The sequence below is a fragment of the [Scytonema hofmanni] UTEX 2349 genome (genome assembly GCF_000582685.1).
In the GTDB taxonomy this organism is placed as follows: Bacteria; Cyanobacteriota; Cyanobacteriia; order Cyanobacteriales; family Nostocaceae; genus Hassallia; species Hassallia hofmanni.
This window is the reverse complement of the sequence record NZ_KK073768.1, coordinates 1,195,125-1,212,204: the sequence shown is the minus strand read 5'-3', so window position 1 is coordinate 1,212,204 and position 17,080 is coordinate 1,195,125. Positions and strand designations below refer to the sequence as shown.

Sequence of the window (17,080 nt, the reverse complement as noted above, 5' to 3'; positions counted from 1 at the left end):
CCCCAACCCCTCCCCGCCTGCGGGGAGGGGAGCTAAAGCGTAGCTTTGGCGGGGTGGGGTTCCGGATCTGTTTGCTTAATTGCCTGGACTTGCCGCCATCTCGCCTTAGAATTTATTCTAAGGCTAACAGCACAAGTCCATTAAAATGGACTGAAATCTTTACAGCATATTTCAGGTAAATGAGGTATATGCATAAAACCCAAAACCCTGTAAAGACGTTCCACATGCTTCGTCTCTACGTGTATTGAATAAAAACGCAATCTGCTGTATTTAGTCCTCTTTTAGAGGACTTTAGCTATTAGGCTAGGGTTTACAACCCTAGTCGGGTTATGGGTTTAACGACAATTTAACTGGGACAAAAATGGTTGAAGTTTCACCATTTTTGCATGAATAAATTTTACCAAATCTAAAACTTCTTCCTGTTTTTCTTTGTCAAGCGATCGCCATTTTTCTAATAATTCTTGTTCTGGACTCATATCTATCTCTATTTCAGTGCCTTTTTGACTAATTCTGGAATTTGAGAAGGACGTTCAGCTACTGGTACATGTGCTTGTTTGAAAGCGGCTAATTTACTTTTTGCTGTGCCAAAGTCAGGATCGCGTCCGATAACAGCTGCTAAAGTCCCAGTTTGACGCCAATGTTTTCCTGCTGGTGCTTGAGTGCCTGCAATATAGGCAATAACTGGTTTATCAATAGCCTCAGCAATGTACTGTGCTGCAACTTCTTCGCTACCTCCACCAGGTTGACCAACTACAACGATCGCTTCTGTATTTTCATCTTCATCGAGAATTTGCAGCCATTGCAAAAATGATGAACCAACGATCGCATCACTACCAATACTCACACTTATGGATTGCCCAAAATCAGCTTTTGTTAATTCCCAGGCAACTTCATAAATCAGGGTGCTGCTACGGCTGACGATTCCCACTGATCCTGGAGTATAGAATTCACTAGGTTGAGTACCTAAAAGAATTTTGCCGGGGACGATGATCCCTGGGCTATTTGGACCGACAACCAGAGTTTCTTTAGCCTCGGCTTTGCGAAGTAATTCCACCATATCCAAAGGTGGCACCCCTGGGGAGATGATAATTAATTGGCGGATATCAGATGCGATCGCTTCCAATGCTGCGTCCAGTACTTGGTAAGGGTGTACGCAAATAATTGTGGTATCAATTTCCCCAAATTCCTCTATCACTTCCTCTACTAAGTCAAATACCAGCAAATTATACAGTTGCTGTCCACCATATCCAGGATTCACACCAGCGACCAAATTAGTTCCATAAGCTTTCATTTGGGCTATGTGAGTTGCTGAGATGAATTCACTGAAGCCTTGAATTAACACTTTGCTGTCTGGCATTAAGTTCATAAAAAAGTCAGATAAGTTGGGTGCATTCAAAACTTTCTATGAGATTTGGCAAGACGAATTGCTTCGGCTACCGCTTCATCTAAATCTTCTACTACTATGGGCGCATCGCTCCCACTTTTTATTGTTGCTAAATAATCTTTCGTTGCATTTAAATCAGAACCACCAAGACGGATAACAAAGCGGGGAAAGTTATTTTCTCGGCGGCTTTTATTACCATTAGAGCGTAACACATGTGGTTTGAGTTCACTCTTGTCCTGTTGCAAAAACGCCATAATAATTTCAGCGACTTCAGGAGGCTGAGGAACGGTACCCAAAAGGTTAATGAGGATGACTTGAGTACTTTTGTCATCTGCCAACATTTTCAGACTTTTTGCTAGGCGATCGCTAAAAGTAGTTGCGGGAGTCTCTGCGGGAAAAGCATGGCGCAGATTCAAACAAACACCAGGCTTACCCCCACCATTAGCGACTAAATCTAAAGTTGCCATTACTGAACCAGCACCATTACCCAAGATGGCAATTTTACCATGCATTTCTATTCCATCCCAATCACGCAAATGCCCATTTGTATGATTGTTGGCATGACGGGTGACTATTTTTTCAGCCATCAGTGCCATATCAGGATGACGAGCGATCGCTCGTTCGTTGACTCTGATATTACCATTGAGTGCCATCACCTTTCCGCTCTGACTCACCCCCAAAGGGTTAATTTCTACTAAGTCCAGGTCTTTTTCCACAAATAACTGATACATTTTTTCCATCACGGCGCTGATGGATTGCATCATTGAACCGTGCAAACCCATTTTTAAAGCTAATGTTCGTGCATAATATGGGGAGAATTCTTGTTCAACAACTACATGTTGTATTTTCTCTGAGGCTAATTCCCAATCTATGTTCGCTTCTTTACCACCTAAAATAACTGGTCGGCAAAGAGCGGTATCTAAAACTACTGCTAAATAGTATTCTTGATCGGCATCGTATTTAGATTCTGCCAGCAATACTTCTGGTAATTCGCCTAAAATCCGCAAATTGAAGATATTTTGCGCGGCGGCGATCGCATCAATGGTAGTCTCCACAAATCTGACTCCACCAGCTTTTGCCCGTTCACCGGCATGTACTTGAGATTTTAGTACGATCGGATAACGGATTTTTAAACGTTTTAAATCTGTGGGATGGTCAATTCGTTGCGATGGCAATACGGGAATACCTATATTTCCAAACCATTCTTTTACTTGATACTCTAATAAATCCATAAAATAATCACCTTGTATAGCTACTTCCCAAAAGCGTCTTCGTTACATCTTGAATGTAAAATCAAGCCTTAATTGGCTATAAACGTTTTTTTCTCTCATTAATTTTATCCAATTCGCTACATGAAGCAAGTTGCTGACAATAGCAAATCTATTCTACTGATGTCAAGAACACATAACTCATTATCTCAGTAAAATCAACAGCATCTAAAATAACTAGCATTTTTCTCTAACAGAAGTATTCAAGCAGTTTTTTTCTTCTATTTGGATAATTTTGTTACTAACGCATTCTCACGATAAAATTATTTACGGCAGCTAGTGTACGTTTTCTTGCCAGATTGAATGCAGTAAAAATGCTCATAGATTATATTACTCCCATTTTTTTGTAATTTTTAGCTGCCATTGAATTGAATAAGAACACCATCTAGTTGTATAAAAACCTAGAGATGCAACAATAGCGCATCTTTAGCAAAAAATAAACCATACTTCTATTTGCTTGGATTATGATAAGCGTTTAAAATTTCTATTTAACAAATGAGAGTTGAAAAAAGAACACACAAGCAGAAGCTGACTGTTAAGAGTTAATCTCAACAGTCTAGAGCCAAGGTAAAAAGCGAGCTTTACGAATTATTGAGTTTTATGAAAATTTAATTTTTACTAAAGAATCGTAATTTGTGTTACAAAGTTGTTCGTTCGGACTTTAAGGCTGTGGTTAATCAAACTGTGCATTTGCAATCAAAGAACGGAAGTTACTCACTTTATACACTCGAAGATAGTAAAAACAATATAGAAAACCAGCGGGATCGATGTATGAAAGTAGAAGTCCAGCAAGAAGATTTAGAGCTTTTGGCAACAATTTTGCAGGAACACTTACGTGCAGAAGTCTTATCTGGTGAAGTTTTCCGGGTTAAGTGTGCTGTCAAAAATGACCAGCTAATGATTCTAATTGAACATCCTCTAAGTGTGACAACTCATACTCAGCAAGTTTTCGCAGTACTAGAGGAAGCACTTGAATCTCTTCCAGGTTGCAGAAACCAACAAGTAGAAATTTTTATTAGAATCGCCAGCGAGAAACTTCCTTATGCCAAGCATTCTATGATGGTGAGAGTGGGGGAAGAAGGGGAAGAAGGGGGACAAGGGGAAGAAGGGGAAGAAGGGGAAGAAGGGGGACAAGGGGGAGAAATCTCTCCGTTACCTTATATAACTTATTCTGAATTCACTGAGGAGGAAGAATTTGAGCCGATAGCGGATGCACCGGATTTGTTTTATGGGACAACATTAAAGCGATCGCTTTCAATTAAATCGATTCTAGTGGCTGCTTTGTCAGGAATTGCATTGTTAGGCATCGGTGCTTACTTTTTGACTCGTCCTTGTGTCATGTCTGTGTGTAAAGAGATACAAACAGCGGCAGAGTTAGAAAAATCATCCCAGCAATTAACGCGCAATGCTAGGTCTGAGGAAGAATTGGCAAAGCTGCACACGCAATTTGAAATAGCCAGCACCAACTTAAAAAACATTCCCGGTTGGTCGTCACGACACCAAGAAGCAGAGCAACTTTCCGTTAATTTATCAGGGCAGTCAGAAAAAATAAAGTTGGTTCTCAAAGCTTTGCAATCAGCATCTTTAGCAGAGCTAAAAACTGAAAGTCCGGTAAACAGTATACAACAATTACATAATAAACAACAACTTTGGCGAGAGGCGATCGCACCATTGGAAGGTATTAACCCCCAAAACGAACTTTACAGACTGGTACAGCGCAAATTATCCTTGTATCGCTTGAGATTGCAAGCTGTAAATCAGCAGTTACTGAATGAAGAAAAATGGACTAAAAAATTGGCAGATTCCAAATCTGTAGCCAAAGTAGCAGCAACGTGGGAAACTAAAGCTAAATCTCTAAAAGACTTGCAAAGAGTGCAGTCTACTTGGCAGATAGTAGTTAATGCCTTAAGGATTATTCCCCACACTAGCCCAGAATACGAACAAGCCCAAAATCTCCTAGTTGATTATAAAGCGAAACTAGCAACCGCACGCGATCGCGCAACTTTTGAACTATTAGCTGCTAAATCTTATCAACAAGCCATTAACACAGCCAACCAAGCTAAAGCATATGAGCAACAAAACCAATGGCAAGCAGCGCGGGCAAATTGGTCTCTGGCTTTGAACACCCTCAAACAGATTAAGGCTGACAGCTTTTATTACTCACAAGGGCAACTTTTGATTGAACCTTATGCAAATGCTTTCAACCAAGCAGAACAACAAGCCCAAATTGCGCTTTATTTGCAACAAACCCGGACAGACTTGGCGAAAACTTGTTCTAGTCAAATTCGGATTTGCATTTTCAGCGTAGATAACAAAGGAATTACCGTCAAAATTACCGCCGAGTATCAACGAACACTGCAAAATAGTTTAGCTAACGCCAATCCTCAAGACCCAAGTTCTTTTGCTGGCATTAGCAATCATTTACAAGTATTGCAAGAAGCATTAAGTGCCATTAGTGAAAACGCTAACCTACCTTTAATCGTCTATGATGCCCAAGGTCAAGTAGTGCATACGCGATCGCACGAAGGTTAGGAGTCATTGGGCATTGGGCATTGGGCATTGGGCATGGGGCATTGGGCATTGGGAAAAAAGAACTATTTGCCTCCCCTGCCTCCCCTGCTTCCTTGTCCCCTAGTCCCCTACTCCTCTCACCTAACTAACTGCGCGTTGGAGTTAAAAAACTGGCTACACAAACCGCGAGTAATTAATAGGGTTGTCAGCAAGTTGGTGAAAGCGATCGCAAACACAATCAAAATTTCGTATGATACAGCATCAAGGGGAGTTACTCCACCTAGCAACTGTCCGGTTGTGATTGGTGGTAATGCGACCATACCGATAAGCGTCATCTGATTTAAAGTGGGAATTAATCCGGCTTTGATGGCGTCTTTGCGGTATTGAGTAATTGATTGCATAGGTGTTGCCCCTAAGCTTAAGTGGGTTTCAATTTCTAGGTGACTGGAGTTAATTGTGCTGACAAGACGTTCGCCGGCGATAGCTCCTGCATTCATGGCATTACCTAAGATTATCCCCGCCAAAGGAACCAAATACTGCGGTTCATACCATCTGTCTGGTTGAATAATTAAGAAATTGATGTAAAACAGTGTGATAAAAGTGCTGATGAAAATTGTTCCCCAGACTAACGGCAAAACCTGGGGTATTTTCACAGTGATGCGATTTCGTGCGACAATCGCTGCTATCGTCAGCATTATTGCCAAAATCCCCAAAACTGCCCAAGGGTTATTAAAAGCAAAGATGAAGTCTAAAACGTATCCCAACACAAGTAGTTGTAGGATGGTTCTCCCCGTAGCGAGGGCTAAGTTTAATTCTAGCCCTAGTCTAGAAAGCGCAGATAAACCAATGGCGATCGCCATTAATCCTACACCAATAACCAAATCAACCAAATCCAACTTGATCAAATCCTGCATCGATTTTTTACCTCTGGAAGTTTTTTTCGCTCATTTGCCTACACACTTGGAACTTTAATTAGAGGTGTTGGATCTTGGTTGATATATATCACCTTTTATGCCAACGATTGGTAGCTTTACCAATTATAAATCTAAGTAAAAATTCTTACTTAGTTGATTGTCTTGAAATCGCTTATTCAAATAAAACGAAAACTCATGATCCAAAGCATAAATACTATCCCTGCCTTTGATAACAAGCTGCAATACAGCACCATTGAAGCAGAAGTGAGTGCGGCTGTTTTAGAACTTTTGGCTTCTGGACGTTATATCGGCGGTTCTGTAGTTGCCAGCTTTGAGCAACAGTTTGCCGCTTATCATGGTGTTAGTCAATGTGTAAGTTGTAACTCTGGAACTGATGCGCTTTACTTATCTCTACGAGCTTTGGGAATTGGTTCTGGTGATGAAGTAATTACTACACCTTTTACTTTTATTGCAACATCAGAAGTTGTCAGCGCTGTGGGTGCAAAGCCAGTTTTCGTTGATATTGATGCTACTACCTATAATTTGGATTTGCAGCAAATAGCAGCCGCAATTACACCCAAAACGAAAGCAATTATCCCAGTTCATTTGTTTGGACAACCTGTGGATATGACTGCTTTGATGGATTTAGCCAAAGTTCACAATCTCATAGTAATTGAAGATTGCGCCCAATCTACAGGGGCAAGTTGGGCAGGGCAGAGAGTAGGAAGCATTGGACACGTCGGTTGTTTTAGTTTCTATCCAACTAAAAATCTTGGTGGTTGCGGTGATGGGGGAGCGATAACAACTAATGACCCAGAAATTGCAGCAAAATTGCGAGTATTAAAAGAGCATGGTAGTAGAACTCGCTATATTCACGAAGAAACAGGTGTAAATAGTCGCTTGGATGCTTTACAAGCGGCTATTCTTCAGATTAAACTACGTTATCTTGATACTTGGAATAATCAGCGACGAGCGATCGCAATTCGTTACCATCAGTTACTCACATCAATTCCTGGTATCATCCCCCCTCAAGAATTAACTGGTGGTTCAGGCGTTTGGAATCAATACACAATTTTGGTATTATCTGAAGGGCGAAATGGTATTAGCGCCAAACATCGCGACTCGGTTCGAGATCAGTTACAATCTTTGGGTGTAAGTACAATGATTTACTATCCCCACCCTTTACATTTACAGCCAGTTTATCAAAGTCTGGGCTATCAGCCAGGACAATTGCCTGTAGCTGAACAAACCTGCAATGAGGTTTTATCTTTGCCCATGTTCCCAGAACTTTCAGAACAACAGCAAGATCAGGTGATTTATGCGTTGAAGGATTGTTTGGGATAAATAAAAGTGCCTGACGACTAGAAGTCGCGGCTACACAAACAAAGCCCACCTTCGTGGGCTAAATAATTTTAGACCTAGGGTGAGGGCTTATACGGTGAGGGCAGTTTTTGCTAAAGCTTCTACCAAGCCACGCACAGCAGCAATCATTGCTACTTCGCTGTTAAGTTGATTGATGGCAGAACCGACGCCAACACCAGCTGCACCGCTTGCGATCGCTAGTGGAACTGTGACGTTAGAAATGCCGGAAGCACACAATACTGGCACTGATACTACACGAGAAATTTCATAAGCTGCTGCTAAGGTGGGAGCAGCTTTTTCAATTAATCCTAGAGTTCCGGGGTGTGTGGGTTGGCTGCTAGTACCACCTTCGGTTTGGATAATGTCAGCACCTGCTTTCACCAATTCCTCGGCTAGCTGTACCTGTTTATCGAGTGTGAGGATGTGGGGAACGGTTACAGATAAGGTGATTTCTGGCAGCAAGGCACGAGTTTCGCGAGTCAATGCTAAAACTTCCTCAGCCTCAAAACGGCGTCCTTGAGCATAGAAAGAATCAAAATTGCCGATTTCAATTAAATCAGCACCAGCGGCAACAGCTTGAACAAACTTTTCGGGTTCAACTGCTGATACACAAATTGGTAAGCTTGTTAAACTTTTAGCTAATTGAACCAAAGCCGGATCTGCGGCAATATCAACAAAAGTAGCACCACCGAGATCGGCTGCTTTCACAATAGCGGCTGTGCGATGGGCGTCAAAGTTGTTTAAACCGCTGATAACTTTGAGGACTTGACGGTTAGCAAATGCACGTTGGATTGAATACATCGTCATAATTAGTTTTGGAAAGCTACGCAAATAAGGTTTATTCTACCGTTCTCTCGTTACCAATTGAGGAGGGGGAAAGGGGAAAGGGGAAAGGGGAAAGGAAAAAAGGGTACTGTTTATTATTGCTAGATTTGTTGAAGGATAGTTCTTAGGTTTTCTCGTAGTAGGCACTTTAGTGGCTAAAATAAGCGCTGAAGCGCTTACTACGAGTTATATTTATGCTTTTCGTGTGAAGTTGCGTAAGTTCTAGTTTTGTAATGCTTCACGGAACAAGCCAAATTTTGATGGTTTTGTCAGCACTAGCACTTACGAGTGTTTTGTCATTTGGATTAAAAGCAACGGCATAAACTGCATTTGAATGCCCTTCAAAGGTATCTAGTAACTCTCCACTCATCAGGTTCCAGATTTTTACAGTCTTGTCATCGCTGCCGCTAGCAATTTTATTCCCATCATGACTGAAAGCGATCGCATTCACATCAGCAGAATCTTTTTCAATTGTACGGATTTCCTGTCCTGTGTTCAAATTCCAGACTTTGACGGTTTTATCATCGCTAGCACTTGCAAACATGTCTCCACGGAAATTGATCGCGATCGCATTCACATCACCGGAATGTGCTTGAATAGTACGGATTAGCTGTCCTGTGTTCAAATTCCACATTTTAATGGTTTTGTCCTTGCTGCCACTGATCAGAGTTTGATTATCTGGACTAATGGCAACTGACAAAACTTGTGCTGAATGTCCGTCAAAAGTGCGTATTAACTGTAGAGTTTTCAGATTCCAGAGTTTGATGGTATGGTCGTAACTACCACTAGCTATAGTTTGACCATCGGGGCTAATGGCAACGGAATTAACAAAGTCCTTATGCCCATCCAAAGTATTTATTAGCTGTCCCGTCTGCAAATTCCAGATTTTGATAGTTTTGTCCCTACTGCCACTGACAATAATACGACCATCTGGGCTGATAGCAACAGAATAAACGATATCTAAATGTCCTTTTAAGGTGCGAATTACTTTTTTATAATTCCGGTTCCAAATTTTGATCGTTTTATCATCACTACCACTAACAAGAGTAATGCGATCGCGGCTAAAAGCAAGGGAATTAACTTCACCTAAATGTCCTATCAAGGTTGAGTTATTCGATATATGCAACATAACATAACCGCTGAATACCAACCCAAAGATTAGTAGAGATATTAGCCATTTTTTCTTTACTAATCGTGGGGGTAGAAGCGGTAACTGAAAATTAAACCATGACTTTGGCAGTTGGGTAATAGGTTGTGATATCTGAGTCAGCGGAACTTCATCTGCTGATTGGTAGCGGTTCTGAATATCTGTTTGTAAGAGCTTGTTAATTACCTGATAAAGTTTTGGGGATATCTGAACTTTTCGATATTTACTCCAGTTTTTTACCCAGCTATAGCCAGAGTTTACATACAATTCAAATGGATTAATTCCTGTCAACAGATAAAAGCATGTAGCCCCCAAACTAAATAAATCACTTGCTGGGTAAGCCTCTCCAGATTTCATTTGTTCTAAGGGGCTATATCCATGCGTACCAATCTGTGTACCTTGTTGTCCTTGAATGTTTGTTACTAGCTTGGAAGCACCAAAATCAATTAATACCAATTGTCCATCGCTGTCACGACGAATAATATTATCTGGTTTAATATCTCGGTGAATTACCTGATTATCATGAATAAATTTGATAACTGGTAATAATTCTTTTAAGATGTTCCAAATTTTCTCTTCACTGAAACATCCTTCTTCGTGTAACTCTTGTGTTAGGGTTTTACCTTCAATAAATTCTTGGACTAAATATAGAGAATTATCTTGATTAAAATAAGCATGTAATGTGGGAATTTGGGGATGATTTTTTCCTAACTGTTGCAACTGCCGCGCTTCATCTTCAAAAAGCTGCATTGACTTCAGCAAAGCGCTTGAACTTGATACTTTCGGTGCTAGCTGCTTGACAACACAATGTTCATTGAGTTTGTCTTCATCCTCTGCTAAAAAAGTTTTGCCAAATCCTCCACTTCCCAGTGGACGGATGATGCGATACCGATCTCTGAGCAACGGTATTAATTTTGTCCCACAATATTGGCAGAATAACATCCCGTCAGGGTTGAGAGGCTTTGAGCATATGGGATTGAGGCAGTAGGTCATTTTTGGGCACCAAGTGTTATCGGAGTTAAGAGTCAAGTGGGGTTCAAAAGTCCAGATTTTTTAGACTTTTGACCCTTGACTTTTGACAACCTCTACAAAAAAAATATGACACTTGCGTAAGTCCTATTAGTATTTTTCTCGGCAAAAACCACTAGAGATATAGTTATAATAGGGACTTTTGCACAAATTGGGAACGCCTATTGATGAATTTTTACTTTCCCCAAGGACATTATGCGATCGCATTGCCTGCCAAAAACGCGCTTAATCAAACTCTGGCGCCCACAAATCGCTAATCTGCACTTCCCAACCTGGAAGCAAATCGGGAACCGTGAGAACATCCCCATCAGGAAGTATCACCGCTTCTTGTCCAGAATAGTAAACCTCAACAATCCGCTCATCTGGGTTGATGAGAATTCCTACCCTAGTTCCCTAGAAGCGCGATCGCACCAAAGCTTACAGCAGTTTTCATGTATTTAGACGACACTCATCTTTCTCTAGTGCGACTGTGCTACGAGTGCGTGATAAAAATAATGTGGTTCAAATAAGCTGAAAATCGCTGTAAGCTAAGATTTCCCAAGTTCAAGATAAAGATGTTGAACAGTTGGAACGTCTTTACAAAGGTTCTGGATAACGCATATTTAATTTGCTACCAATTATTGAAATGTTTTACTTAGTTCCTCCATTTTATTAGCCAGTTCTACGTCGAGGTTACTAATGACATTACCTAAATCGTAGGTCATTAGATCAACCTGAACCAAGTTGTAAATGTTCAACCATATGGGATGATGCTCTATTTTCTCGGTGTAGATAGCGACGCTAACCATCCAACCCATTGCTTGGGCAAAGGTACTAAATTTATATTCTTTGTGCAATTTACCTTCTTTTATTGTCCAACCGGGCAGATTGGAGATTGCATCTTGTAATTCTAGTTCGTTTAGTTTGTATCCTGACATGAGAGGCTTCCAAAAAATAAGTTATTCCAAATTATTTGTATATTTTACCTACTTATAAGGTCATTTCCGGCGTTGCTGAATCCGGGTATGAAAATGATTTTACATAGACTATCCACCATCTTGGTAAATTTACAAAATTGGGATGCTCTCTGCTATTTCGGTGATCGCATTTGTTATTTCGGCGATCGCAATTATTTAGTTCACCAGTTGCGATATCAGGTAGCACCAACTCCAGTAGCACCGATCGCTAGCAAAGCTATAAAATCGACCAATGACAATACCCCAGTCAGTATCGCTTTCAGCCGAGAGCCAACGCAAGCGATCGCCATATAAAAATCTGGGTGTCTTGGCTACATCACGAAAGTTAGCGGGAAGCTCAATAGATGCGTCTGGGTATTTCAGGTTAACCCTGAGCGTTCGCGCAGCGTCTCCGTTAGGAGAAGCGGAAGGGTTAATCAAGCCTGGGGCTATATTCATTCCACGATTGTAAGCAATAGTGGTGATAATAAATCAGGTAGTTTAGTTAATAAATTTGATATTACGGGTACTAAAGCTTTTCTTTCATCTAATCCTTTTTGTGAGTTTCTAGCTTTTATTAAAGCATTAAAATTATCAAAATCATCCATTAATTCCCTAATCGCACGAGTTCTAGCTGTAAATTTTCGGACATCTTCTTGAGGAATATTATCATTTATTAATTTGAGAGATTCTGTTTTCAGGAGCTTTAAGGGTTGCTTACTATTATTTTCTATAATTTTTAGATTAGACTTTAAAATTTCTATGTTGAAATGATGCTCATTGGCTGCTGCGATCACTGCTATTTTCTTGTTGCCTTTAGATAATTTTTCTTCTTTTAAACGAGTAACAATCACACCTAGCATAAATGTAAATATTGAAAATATTTGTTTGAATAACCCTGTTAACTCGAATTGAGGTAGAGCTAAATAAGTAAATAAAAAAGGAGAAATTAACATTAAAATAGTAGGTAAAATAATCGGTCTTTTATTCAACCAAAGAGTAACCTTAAAGAGTAATTTCTTATATTTTTTATCAAATCCAATTAATAATCCTTTGTGTAAAAACCATATAATTACCAAAATTGTAGCTAAAATAGACGGCAAAAAATTTGGTGTTGACTCAGGCATAATTGATTTATTGAACGTTAAAATATAAAAGTTTATTTTAATATTGAGATTTTGAGTTAATAGTAATCGGCGATCGCCTGCAAGCTGATTGAATGCGAAATGCTAGGATGTTATCAAGCTGTTAAAACTTGCTTTGCTGCAACTTCCATTAATTTCTCGTTGCTGTCTCGCCCTTGTTTTAGTTTGGCTTCTAGGGTATCGCAGAGGGACATTAGGCGATCGCACTTCTCTACAATGCGTTTTTGTTCTGCAAGTGGTGGAACGGGCATAAGTGTTTCTTTAATTTTTCCGACGTTTAAATTTGGTTGTGCGCCTCCCGCAGCCTTAGTAAGGAGAGGGGAGATAAAACGTAATTTTATCGGGGTGAGGTTTAATGAAAATTACGGTTGATTTGCGCTACCTCACCCCCAACCCCTCTCCTTAGTAAGGAGAGGGGAGATAAAACGTAGTTTTATCGGGGTGAGGTAATTGCGTACTCACTCTTATTAGGAAACGCGATAAGTCCATTAATTAATGTACTCCTTACCTAAAATCTTTTAAGAAGAAGAAATAAAACTTTTCACACTTTAACTTCTGGCAAACATGTTTACTTCATTCTCATCTGAAAAACGCTTCTGTCTATTCCGGTTTGTTTATCTACTTCATTTGCAATTTTTTCCACGATAAAGAAGTCGGGAATTTTATTAAAAAGTTCTAAATTTCCCAGATTGGAATAACTAAAAAACACATCTCCTTTTGGGGCAAGGTACATCGGAATTTCTTTGATAAAATTAATGAATATTTGACCATCTAAATCATTAGTTGCTACTTCTACACTTGCCTCAATCTTTTTGTCTAGGAAAGGTATATTAAAAAGGATCGTATCAAATAAGATATCAGGTAAGGACTCGAAGAGGTTGGAATGGTATATGTGGGGGTACATGTAATTTAAAAATGCATTAATTTGGGTGCAAAATACAGCATTTTTGTCTATGTCAGAAAGGTACAATTCTTCTACATATTCATTACAACATAGTCCAATAACACCTGTGCCACACCCTAACTCTAGCAGCCGTCCTTTCTTGCTATTTTGCTGTTTAAATTGTTCCCGAATAGTTTTCAGGAAAAACATGCTGCTAGATTGTGGCTCTGGATGATATATATTTGGGAGGGCAATGATATTCAGACCATTAATATTGTAAGTAGCAATGCTAGACTGTTTAGATAGAAATTCGGAATGAAGTTCTTGGAATCCGGCTACTTGTAGATGCAACTTAGTCATTTAGAAGAGTAATAAAAGTAAATTACTAACAACTCAAATATACCACGTTATTGATATGCGCCCAACACCGAAACAGATGATTTGAGTACTTTGCGGATTTAGTTTTAGTTTGATTGCGATCGCTTGCTCATCCCAAACTAAAGATGCAAAAGAGTCTATCACAGTAAATACGCGACTAGCTTTAGTTCCCACCAACGAATATAAAGCGATTCCTAAATACGATCATATCTTTGTCATAATTCTCGCAAATCTGATTATGTTAACCATACTGTCGCTTCTAAAAGTTTGATGAGTCAGTTAGAGGAAAAAGGTTTAACTTGGAAGGGATATTTTGAAGATATACCTAATCCAGAACCCTTGATTAGACGTAGCAGTGCTACGTCTCTACATTGTTTTCCACTTTCTTTGTGTCTAAATAAGGTAAGATGAGAAGCGCGAGTTTAAGTTTTTTGATTATCTGACTTAAATCGACCAGCCAAAAATTCTCGCTTGTGCAAATGCTTAGTATTGCGACCTTCAACACGTTGGCGCCACATCCGAAAGCTGGATGGCTTCATTTCCCGACGCATGAGGGTAATAACTTGTTGTTCTTGTAAACCAAATTGTTTTTCAATTGCTTCAAATGGCGTTCTATCTTCCCACGCCATTTCGATCGCTCTGTCAATGGTTTCTAAATCTAGTTCAGGTAGCTTCATTTAAGTTTGACACAGATGTCTCTAAAAGTTTAAGAAATATAACAAAGAATCGCCATCATCCATAAGGCGTGGACTTGGGCGATCGCCTCTCACACGTAGTAAGCACGAAGAGTGCTTAAAATAAGCGCTTCAGCGCTTACTACGATAATAAATTCAGGAATAAGGAGACTCGCAACCAACGCCCTATATTATGAAAATATAAGAAAAAATATGAAGTCGCCAGACTTAAACGGCATAACATGGGCAGTATTTGGGAACTCGATTATTACTCCCGTCCGATTTTGGACGAGAACAACAAAAAAATTTGGGAGGTGTTAGTGTGCGAAAGTCCTTTGGATACGCGCACAAAAGCTGATTCTTTATTTCGCTATGCTCAGTATTGCCCCAGCACGCAGGTAAATTCGGGTTGGTTGCGGACAGCGTTGCAAGAAGCAATTAATCAAGCTGGAGTTGCACCGCTGAAAATCCGCTTTTTCCGTCGGCAAATGAATAATATGATAACTAAAGCTTGCCAGGATGTGGGGATTCCGGCTCAACCTAGCCGTCGCACTTTAATGCTTAATCAATGGCTGCAAGAGCGGAACGAACAGGTGTATCCTCAAGAACCTGGGTATCAAGACGGAACTAATGCTTCAGTGCGTCTGGAAAGTCCCTTACCTCAACGTTTACCAGATGCTTTGGAAGGAAAGGAATGGTTATTTGTTACCTTAACAGGTGCGGATTTTGCGGATATGCATGAGTGGGAAATCGCCTTTGGTGAATCTTTCCCGATTGAATTTGCGAATTTATTACCGGAAAGCCGCATTCCTGGTGTGTTAATTTTCTCACCCAGAGCGCTACCTTTAGCGGGTTGGATGTCTGGTTTGGAGTTGGCTTGGTTGAGACTTGACACAAGTAAAGGGACAAGATTAGTTTTAGAAACTGGTGGGACTGAAAGCTGGATTTTGGCGAATATCAAAAATGAGAACACCATCGCAGAAGCCAAAAGTTTTGAAGAAGCAAAGCAAAAAGCTAACGGAGTTCATTTTATCGGTGTGCAATCCGATCGCCAAGCCGAATCTTTTGCCGGCTTCTGGCTGTTGCAAGAGGTCAATTTGCCGTAAATTTAATTAGGGCATTGGGAATTGGGCATTGGGCATTGGGCATGGGGCATGGGGGCATTGGTAATAATTCTTTTCCTTTTACCCTTTCCCCTTTCCCCTTTCCCCTTTCCCCCTCTTCAAATCATCAAAGGTCATGGGTTCTGAAAATTTGTCACAAGATACACTAGCAGAACAGTTGTTGGAACTAGCTATCAAGTCGGGTGCCGAGGCAGCTGAGGTTTATCAGTCGCGATCGCTTTCTCGACCTGTGTTTTTTGAGGCAAATCGTCTAAAACAGCTAGAAACCAGTCAAGCGGAAGGTACAGCACTACGGTTGTGGCGGAATGGATGTCCGGGACTTACGGTAGCTTACGGTTCTGTCACCGCTGCTGCAATGGTGGAACGGGCGCTGTCTCTAAGTCAATTAAATCAACCAGAAACTATAGAATTAAATAGCACGTCTCAGTCTTTTTACCCAGACTTGGGGGAAGATGTGCCGATAGAGGTGTTGGTAAACTGGGGTTCTGAAGCGATCGCGATCATTCGCGATGCTTACCCAGATGTTGTCTGTACGGCTGAGTGGGAATGCGATGTGGAAACTACCAGACTCGTCAACACAAAAGGTTTAGATTGTTACTACACTGATACAACTCTTAATTCTTATATAGAAGCTGAATGGGTACGCGGTGATGATTTTTTAAGTGTCGCTGATGGTCAAACTCAGCGGGGTGATTTACATCCTGAGAAAGTAGCTAACCAAATTTTACAGCGGTTGATTTGGGCAAGAAAAAATGTCTCACCTCCTAAGGGTCGCGTTCCAGTATTATTTACTTCTAAAGCCGCTGATATGCTTTGGGGTACTGTGCAAGCTGCTTTAAATGGTAAACGAGTGCTGGAAAAATCTTCTCCTTGGACTTCCCGGATTGGTCAAGCAGTAATAGCACCAACTCTGACTTTATACCAAGACCCACTTGCCGGACCATATAGCTGTCCTTTTGATGATGAAGGTACACCGACTCAGTTTTTGATGTTTATTCAAAATGGAGTTTTGCAAAATTTTTATGGCGATCGCACTACCGGACATCAATTAAATACAGGTAATACTGGTAACGGTTTTCGCCCTGATTTAAGTAGCTATCCTACCCCTGGTTTATTTAATTTCTTAATCAAGCCTGGTTCAACTTCGCTACAACATTTGATTCAAAAGTTGGATCATGGCTTGATTGTAGATCAAATCTTGGGCGGTGGTAATGCCATTTCTGGCGACTTTTCCATCAATATTGATTTGGGCTACCGCGTCCAAAATGGTCAAGTAATTGGGCGGGTTAAAGATACTATGGTTGCAGGTAATGTCTATACTGCTCTTAAACAAGTGGTTTTACTTGGTGGCGACGCTGATTGGAATGGTTCTTGTTACACTCCATCTCTCATAGTAGACGGACTTTCCACCACCGGCAGAAAAACTTGAAGATTGGGGACTGGGGACTGGGGACTGGGGACTGGGGACTGGGGACTGGGGACTGGGGACTGGGGACTGGGG

The 17,080-nt window shown here is 40.6% G+C and carries 17 protein-coding genes; 6 read left to right on the top strand and 11 right to left on the bottom strand.

Translation table 11 applies throughout. The features are described 5' to 3' along the window. Positions 1-335 precede the first annotated feature (335 nt). Genes TOL9009_RS47130 through TOL9009_RS0110405 form a run of 3 tightly spaced genes read right to left on the bottom strand, consistent with a single transcriptional unit; the run spans position 336 to position 2,616 of the window. Entirely contained in the window at positions 336-476 is a 141-nt protein-coding gene (locus TOL9009_RS47130; RefSeq protein ID WP_186227529.1) for a hypothetical protein, read from the bottom strand. A gap of 8 nt (positions 477-484) precedes the next feature. Continuing rightward, a complete protein-coding gene (locus TOL9009_RS0110410; protein ID WP_029632749.1) occupies positions 485-1,366 on the bottom strand; it encodes a succinate--CoA ligase subunit alpha in 882 nt (293 codons plus the stop codon). A gap of 26 nt (positions 1,367-1,392) precedes the next feature. Further along, the gene (locus TOL9009_RS0110405) at positions 1,393-2,616 is read right to left on the bottom strand and encodes a succinate--CoA ligase subunit beta (RefSeq protein ID WP_029632748.1); all 1,224 of its coding nucleotides are present in this window, start codon (positions 2,614-2,616) and stop codon (positions 1,393-1,395) included. A gap of 807 nt (positions 2,617-3,423) precedes the next feature. Here TOL9009_RS0110405 and TOL9009_RS0110400 point away from each other — a divergent pair. Beyond that, positions 3,424-5,184 carry a phage tail tape measure protein gene (locus tag TOL9009_RS0110400; RefSeq protein ID WP_029632747.1) on the top strand — a complete coding sequence of 587 codons (1,761 nt, stop codon included), beginning with the start codon at positions 3,424-3,426 and terminating at the stop codon, positions 5,182-5,184. Positions 5,185-5,300: 116 nt separating this feature from the next. Here TOL9009_RS0110400 and TOL9009_RS0110395 read toward each other — a convergent pair whose 3' ends face one another. After that, positions 5,301-6,077 (bottom strand): ABC transporter permease, encoded by a 777-nt coding sequence (locus TOL9009_RS0110395; protein ID WP_029632746.1) that lies wholly within the window; start codon positions 6,075-6,077, stop codon positions 5,301-5,303. Positions 6,078-6,272: 195 nt separating this feature from the next. Here TOL9009_RS0110395 and TOL9009_RS0110390 point away from each other — a divergent pair, with 195 nt between their 5' ends. Next, complete coding sequence (locus TOL9009_RS0110390) at positions 6,273-7,421, top strand: DegT/DnrJ/EryC1/StrS family aminotransferase (RefSeq protein ID WP_029632745.1); 1,149 nt, start codon at positions 6,273-6,275, stop codon at positions 7,419-7,421. An 87-nt stretch (positions 7,422-7,508) separates the two neighbouring features. On the opposite strand, the gene TOL9009_RS0110385 is transcribed toward TOL9009_RS0110390, so the two are convergent. Further along, on the bottom strand, positions 7,509-8,246 hold the full coding sequence (locus TOL9009_RS0110385; RefSeq protein WP_029632744.1) for a DUF561 domain-containing protein: 738 nt from the start codon (positions 8,244-8,246) through the stop codon (positions 7,509-7,511). Positions 8,247-8,502: 256 nt separating this feature from the next. Beyond that, a complete protein-coding gene (locus tag TOL9009_RS0110380; RefSeq protein ID WP_029632743.1) occupies positions 8,503-10,404 on the bottom strand; it encodes a protein kinase domain-containing protein in 1,902 nt (633 codons plus the stop codon). Positions 10,405-10,635: 231 nt separating this feature from the next. Between TOL9009_RS0110380 and TOL9009_RS50160 the strand changes: the two genes are divergently transcribed. Next, positions 10,636-10,881, top strand: a complete 246-nt coding sequence (locus TOL9009_RS50160; RefSeq protein WP_313770057.1) for a hypothetical protein — start codon at positions 10,636-10,638, stop codon at positions 10,879-10,881. A gap of 176 nt (positions 10,882-11,057) precedes the next feature. Here the strand turns inward: TOL9009_RS50160 and TOL9009_RS0110375 are convergent, their stop codons facing one another. Then, the gene (locus TOL9009_RS0110375) at positions 11,058-11,357 is read right to left on the bottom strand and encodes a 4a-hydroxytetrahydrobiopterin dehydratase (RefSeq protein ID WP_029632742.1); all 300 of its coding nucleotides are present in this window, start codon (positions 11,355-11,357) and stop codon (positions 11,058-11,060) included. A gap of 93 nt (positions 11,358-11,450) precedes the next feature. Between TOL9009_RS0110375 and TOL9009_RS47125 the strand changes: the two genes are divergently transcribed. After that, entirely contained in the window at positions 11,451-11,690 is a 240-nt protein-coding gene (locus TOL9009_RS47125) for a hypothetical protein (protein WP_186227528.1), read from the top strand. Between the two features lie 140 nt (positions 11,691-11,830). Here TOL9009_RS47125 and TOL9009_RS0110365 read toward each other — a convergent pair whose 3' ends face one another. The 4 genes from TOL9009_RS0110365 to TOL9009_RS0110345 all read right to left on the bottom strand — a co-directional run bounded on the left by TOL9009_RS0110365 (position 11,831) and on the right by TOL9009_RS0110345 (position 14,458). Then, positions 11,831-12,502: a hypothetical protein gene (locus tag TOL9009_RS0110365; RefSeq protein WP_029632741.1), complete on the bottom strand. Its 672-nt coding sequence runs from the start codon at positions 12,500-12,502 to the stop codon at positions 11,831-11,833. A gap of 113 nt (positions 12,503-12,615) precedes the next feature. Continuing rightward, the gene (locus tag TOL9009_RS44425) at positions 12,616-12,846 is read right to left on the bottom strand and encodes a restriction endonuclease subunit S (RefSeq protein ID WP_260675967.1); all 231 of its coding nucleotides are present in this window, start codon (positions 12,844-12,846) and stop codon (positions 12,616-12,618) included. A gap of 242 nt (positions 12,847-13,088) precedes the next feature. Continuing rightward, a complete protein-coding gene (locus tag TOL9009_RS0110355; RefSeq protein WP_029632740.1) occupies positions 13,089-13,763 on the bottom strand; it encodes a methyltransferase in 675 nt (224 codons plus the stop codon). A 440-nt stretch (positions 13,764-14,203) separates the two neighbouring features. Further along, positions 14,204-14,458, bottom strand: a complete 255-nt coding sequence (locus TOL9009_RS0110345; RefSeq protein WP_029632739.1) for a TIGR03643 family protein — start codon at positions 14,456-14,458, stop codon at positions 14,204-14,206. A 239-nt stretch (positions 14,459-14,697) separates the two neighbouring features. Between TOL9009_RS0110345 and TOL9009_RS0110340 the strand changes: the two genes are divergently transcribed. After that, positions 14,698-15,561, top strand: a complete 864-nt coding sequence (locus TOL9009_RS0110340; RefSeq protein WP_029632738.1) for a Tab2/Atab2 family RNA-binding protein — start codon at positions 14,698-14,700, stop codon at positions 15,559-15,561. A 133-nt stretch (positions 15,562-15,694) separates the two neighbouring features. Beyond that, complete coding sequence (locus TOL9009_RS0110335) at positions 15,695-17,008, top strand: TldD/PmbA family protein (protein WP_029632737.1); 1,314 nt, start codon at positions 15,695-15,697, stop codon at positions 17,006-17,008. Positions 17,009-17,080 lie beyond the last annotated feature (72 nt).

Excerpts from the sequence above, each read along its gene's own strand:
- TOL9009_RS0110405 (WP_029632748.1), bottom strand. The coding sequence starts at position 2,616 with ATGGATTTATTAGAGTATCAAGTAAAAGAATGGTTTGGAAATATAGGT.
- TOL9009_RS0110395 (WP_029632746.1), bottom strand. The coding sequence starts at position 6,077 with ATGCAGGATTTGATCAAGTTGGATTTGGTTGATTTGGTTATTGGTGTA.
- TOL9009_RS0110365 (WP_029632741.1), bottom strand. The coding sequence starts at position 12,502 with ATGCCTGAGTCAACACCAAATTTTTTGCCGTCTATTTTAGCTACAATT.
- TOL9009_RS47125 (WP_186227528.1), top strand. The coding sequence starts at position 11,451 with ATGATTTTACATAGACTATCCACCATCTTGGTAAATTTACAAAATTGG.
- TOL9009_RS0110375 (WP_029632742.1), bottom strand. The coding sequence starts at position 11,357 with ATGTCAGGATACAAACTAAACGAACTAGAATTACAAGATGCAATCTCC.
- TOL9009_RS0110355 (WP_029632740.1), bottom strand. The coding sequence starts at position 13,763 with ATGACTAAGTTGCATCTACAAGTAGCCGGATTCCAAGAACTTCATTCC.
- TOL9009_RS0110340 (WP_029632738.1), top strand. The coding sequence starts at position 14,698 with ATGGGCAGTATTTGGGAACTCGATTATTACTCCCGTCCGATTTTGGAC.
- TOL9009_RS0110410 (WP_029632749.1), bottom strand. The coding sequence starts at position 1,366 with ATGAACTTAATGCCAGACAGCAAAGTGTTAATTCAAGGCTTCAGTGAA.
- TOL9009_RS47130 (WP_186227529.1), bottom strand. The coding sequence starts at position 476 with ATGAGTCCAGAACAAGAATTATTAGAAAAATGGCGATCGCTTGACAAA.
- TOL9009_RS0110385 (WP_029632744.1), bottom strand. The coding sequence starts at position 8,246 with ATGACGATGTATTCAATCCAACGTGCATTTGCTAACCGTCAAGTCCTC.
- TOL9009_RS0110400 (WP_029632747.1), top strand. The coding sequence starts at position 3,424 with ATGAAAGTAGAAGTCCAGCAAGAAGATTTAGAGCTTTTGGCAACAATT.
- TOL9009_RS0110345 (WP_029632739.1), bottom strand. The coding sequence starts at position 14,458 with ATGAAGCTACCTGAACTAGATTTAGAAACCATTGACAGAGCGATCGAA.
- TOL9009_RS0110335 (WP_029632737.1), top strand. The coding sequence starts at position 15,695 with ATGGGTTCTGAAAATTTGTCACAAGATACACTAGCAGAACAGTTGTTG.
- TOL9009_RS50160 (WP_313770057.1), top strand. The coding sequence starts at position 10,636 with ATGCGATCGCATTGCCTGCCAAAAACGCGCTTAATCAAACTCTGGCGC.
- TOL9009_RS0110390 (WP_029632745.1), top strand. The coding sequence starts at position 6,273 with ATGATCCAAAGCATAAATACTATCCCTGCCTTTGATAACAAGCTGCAA.
- TOL9009_RS0110380 (WP_029632743.1), bottom strand. The coding sequence starts at position 10,404 with ATGACCTACTGCCTCAATCCCATATGCTCAAAGCCTCTCAACCCTGAC.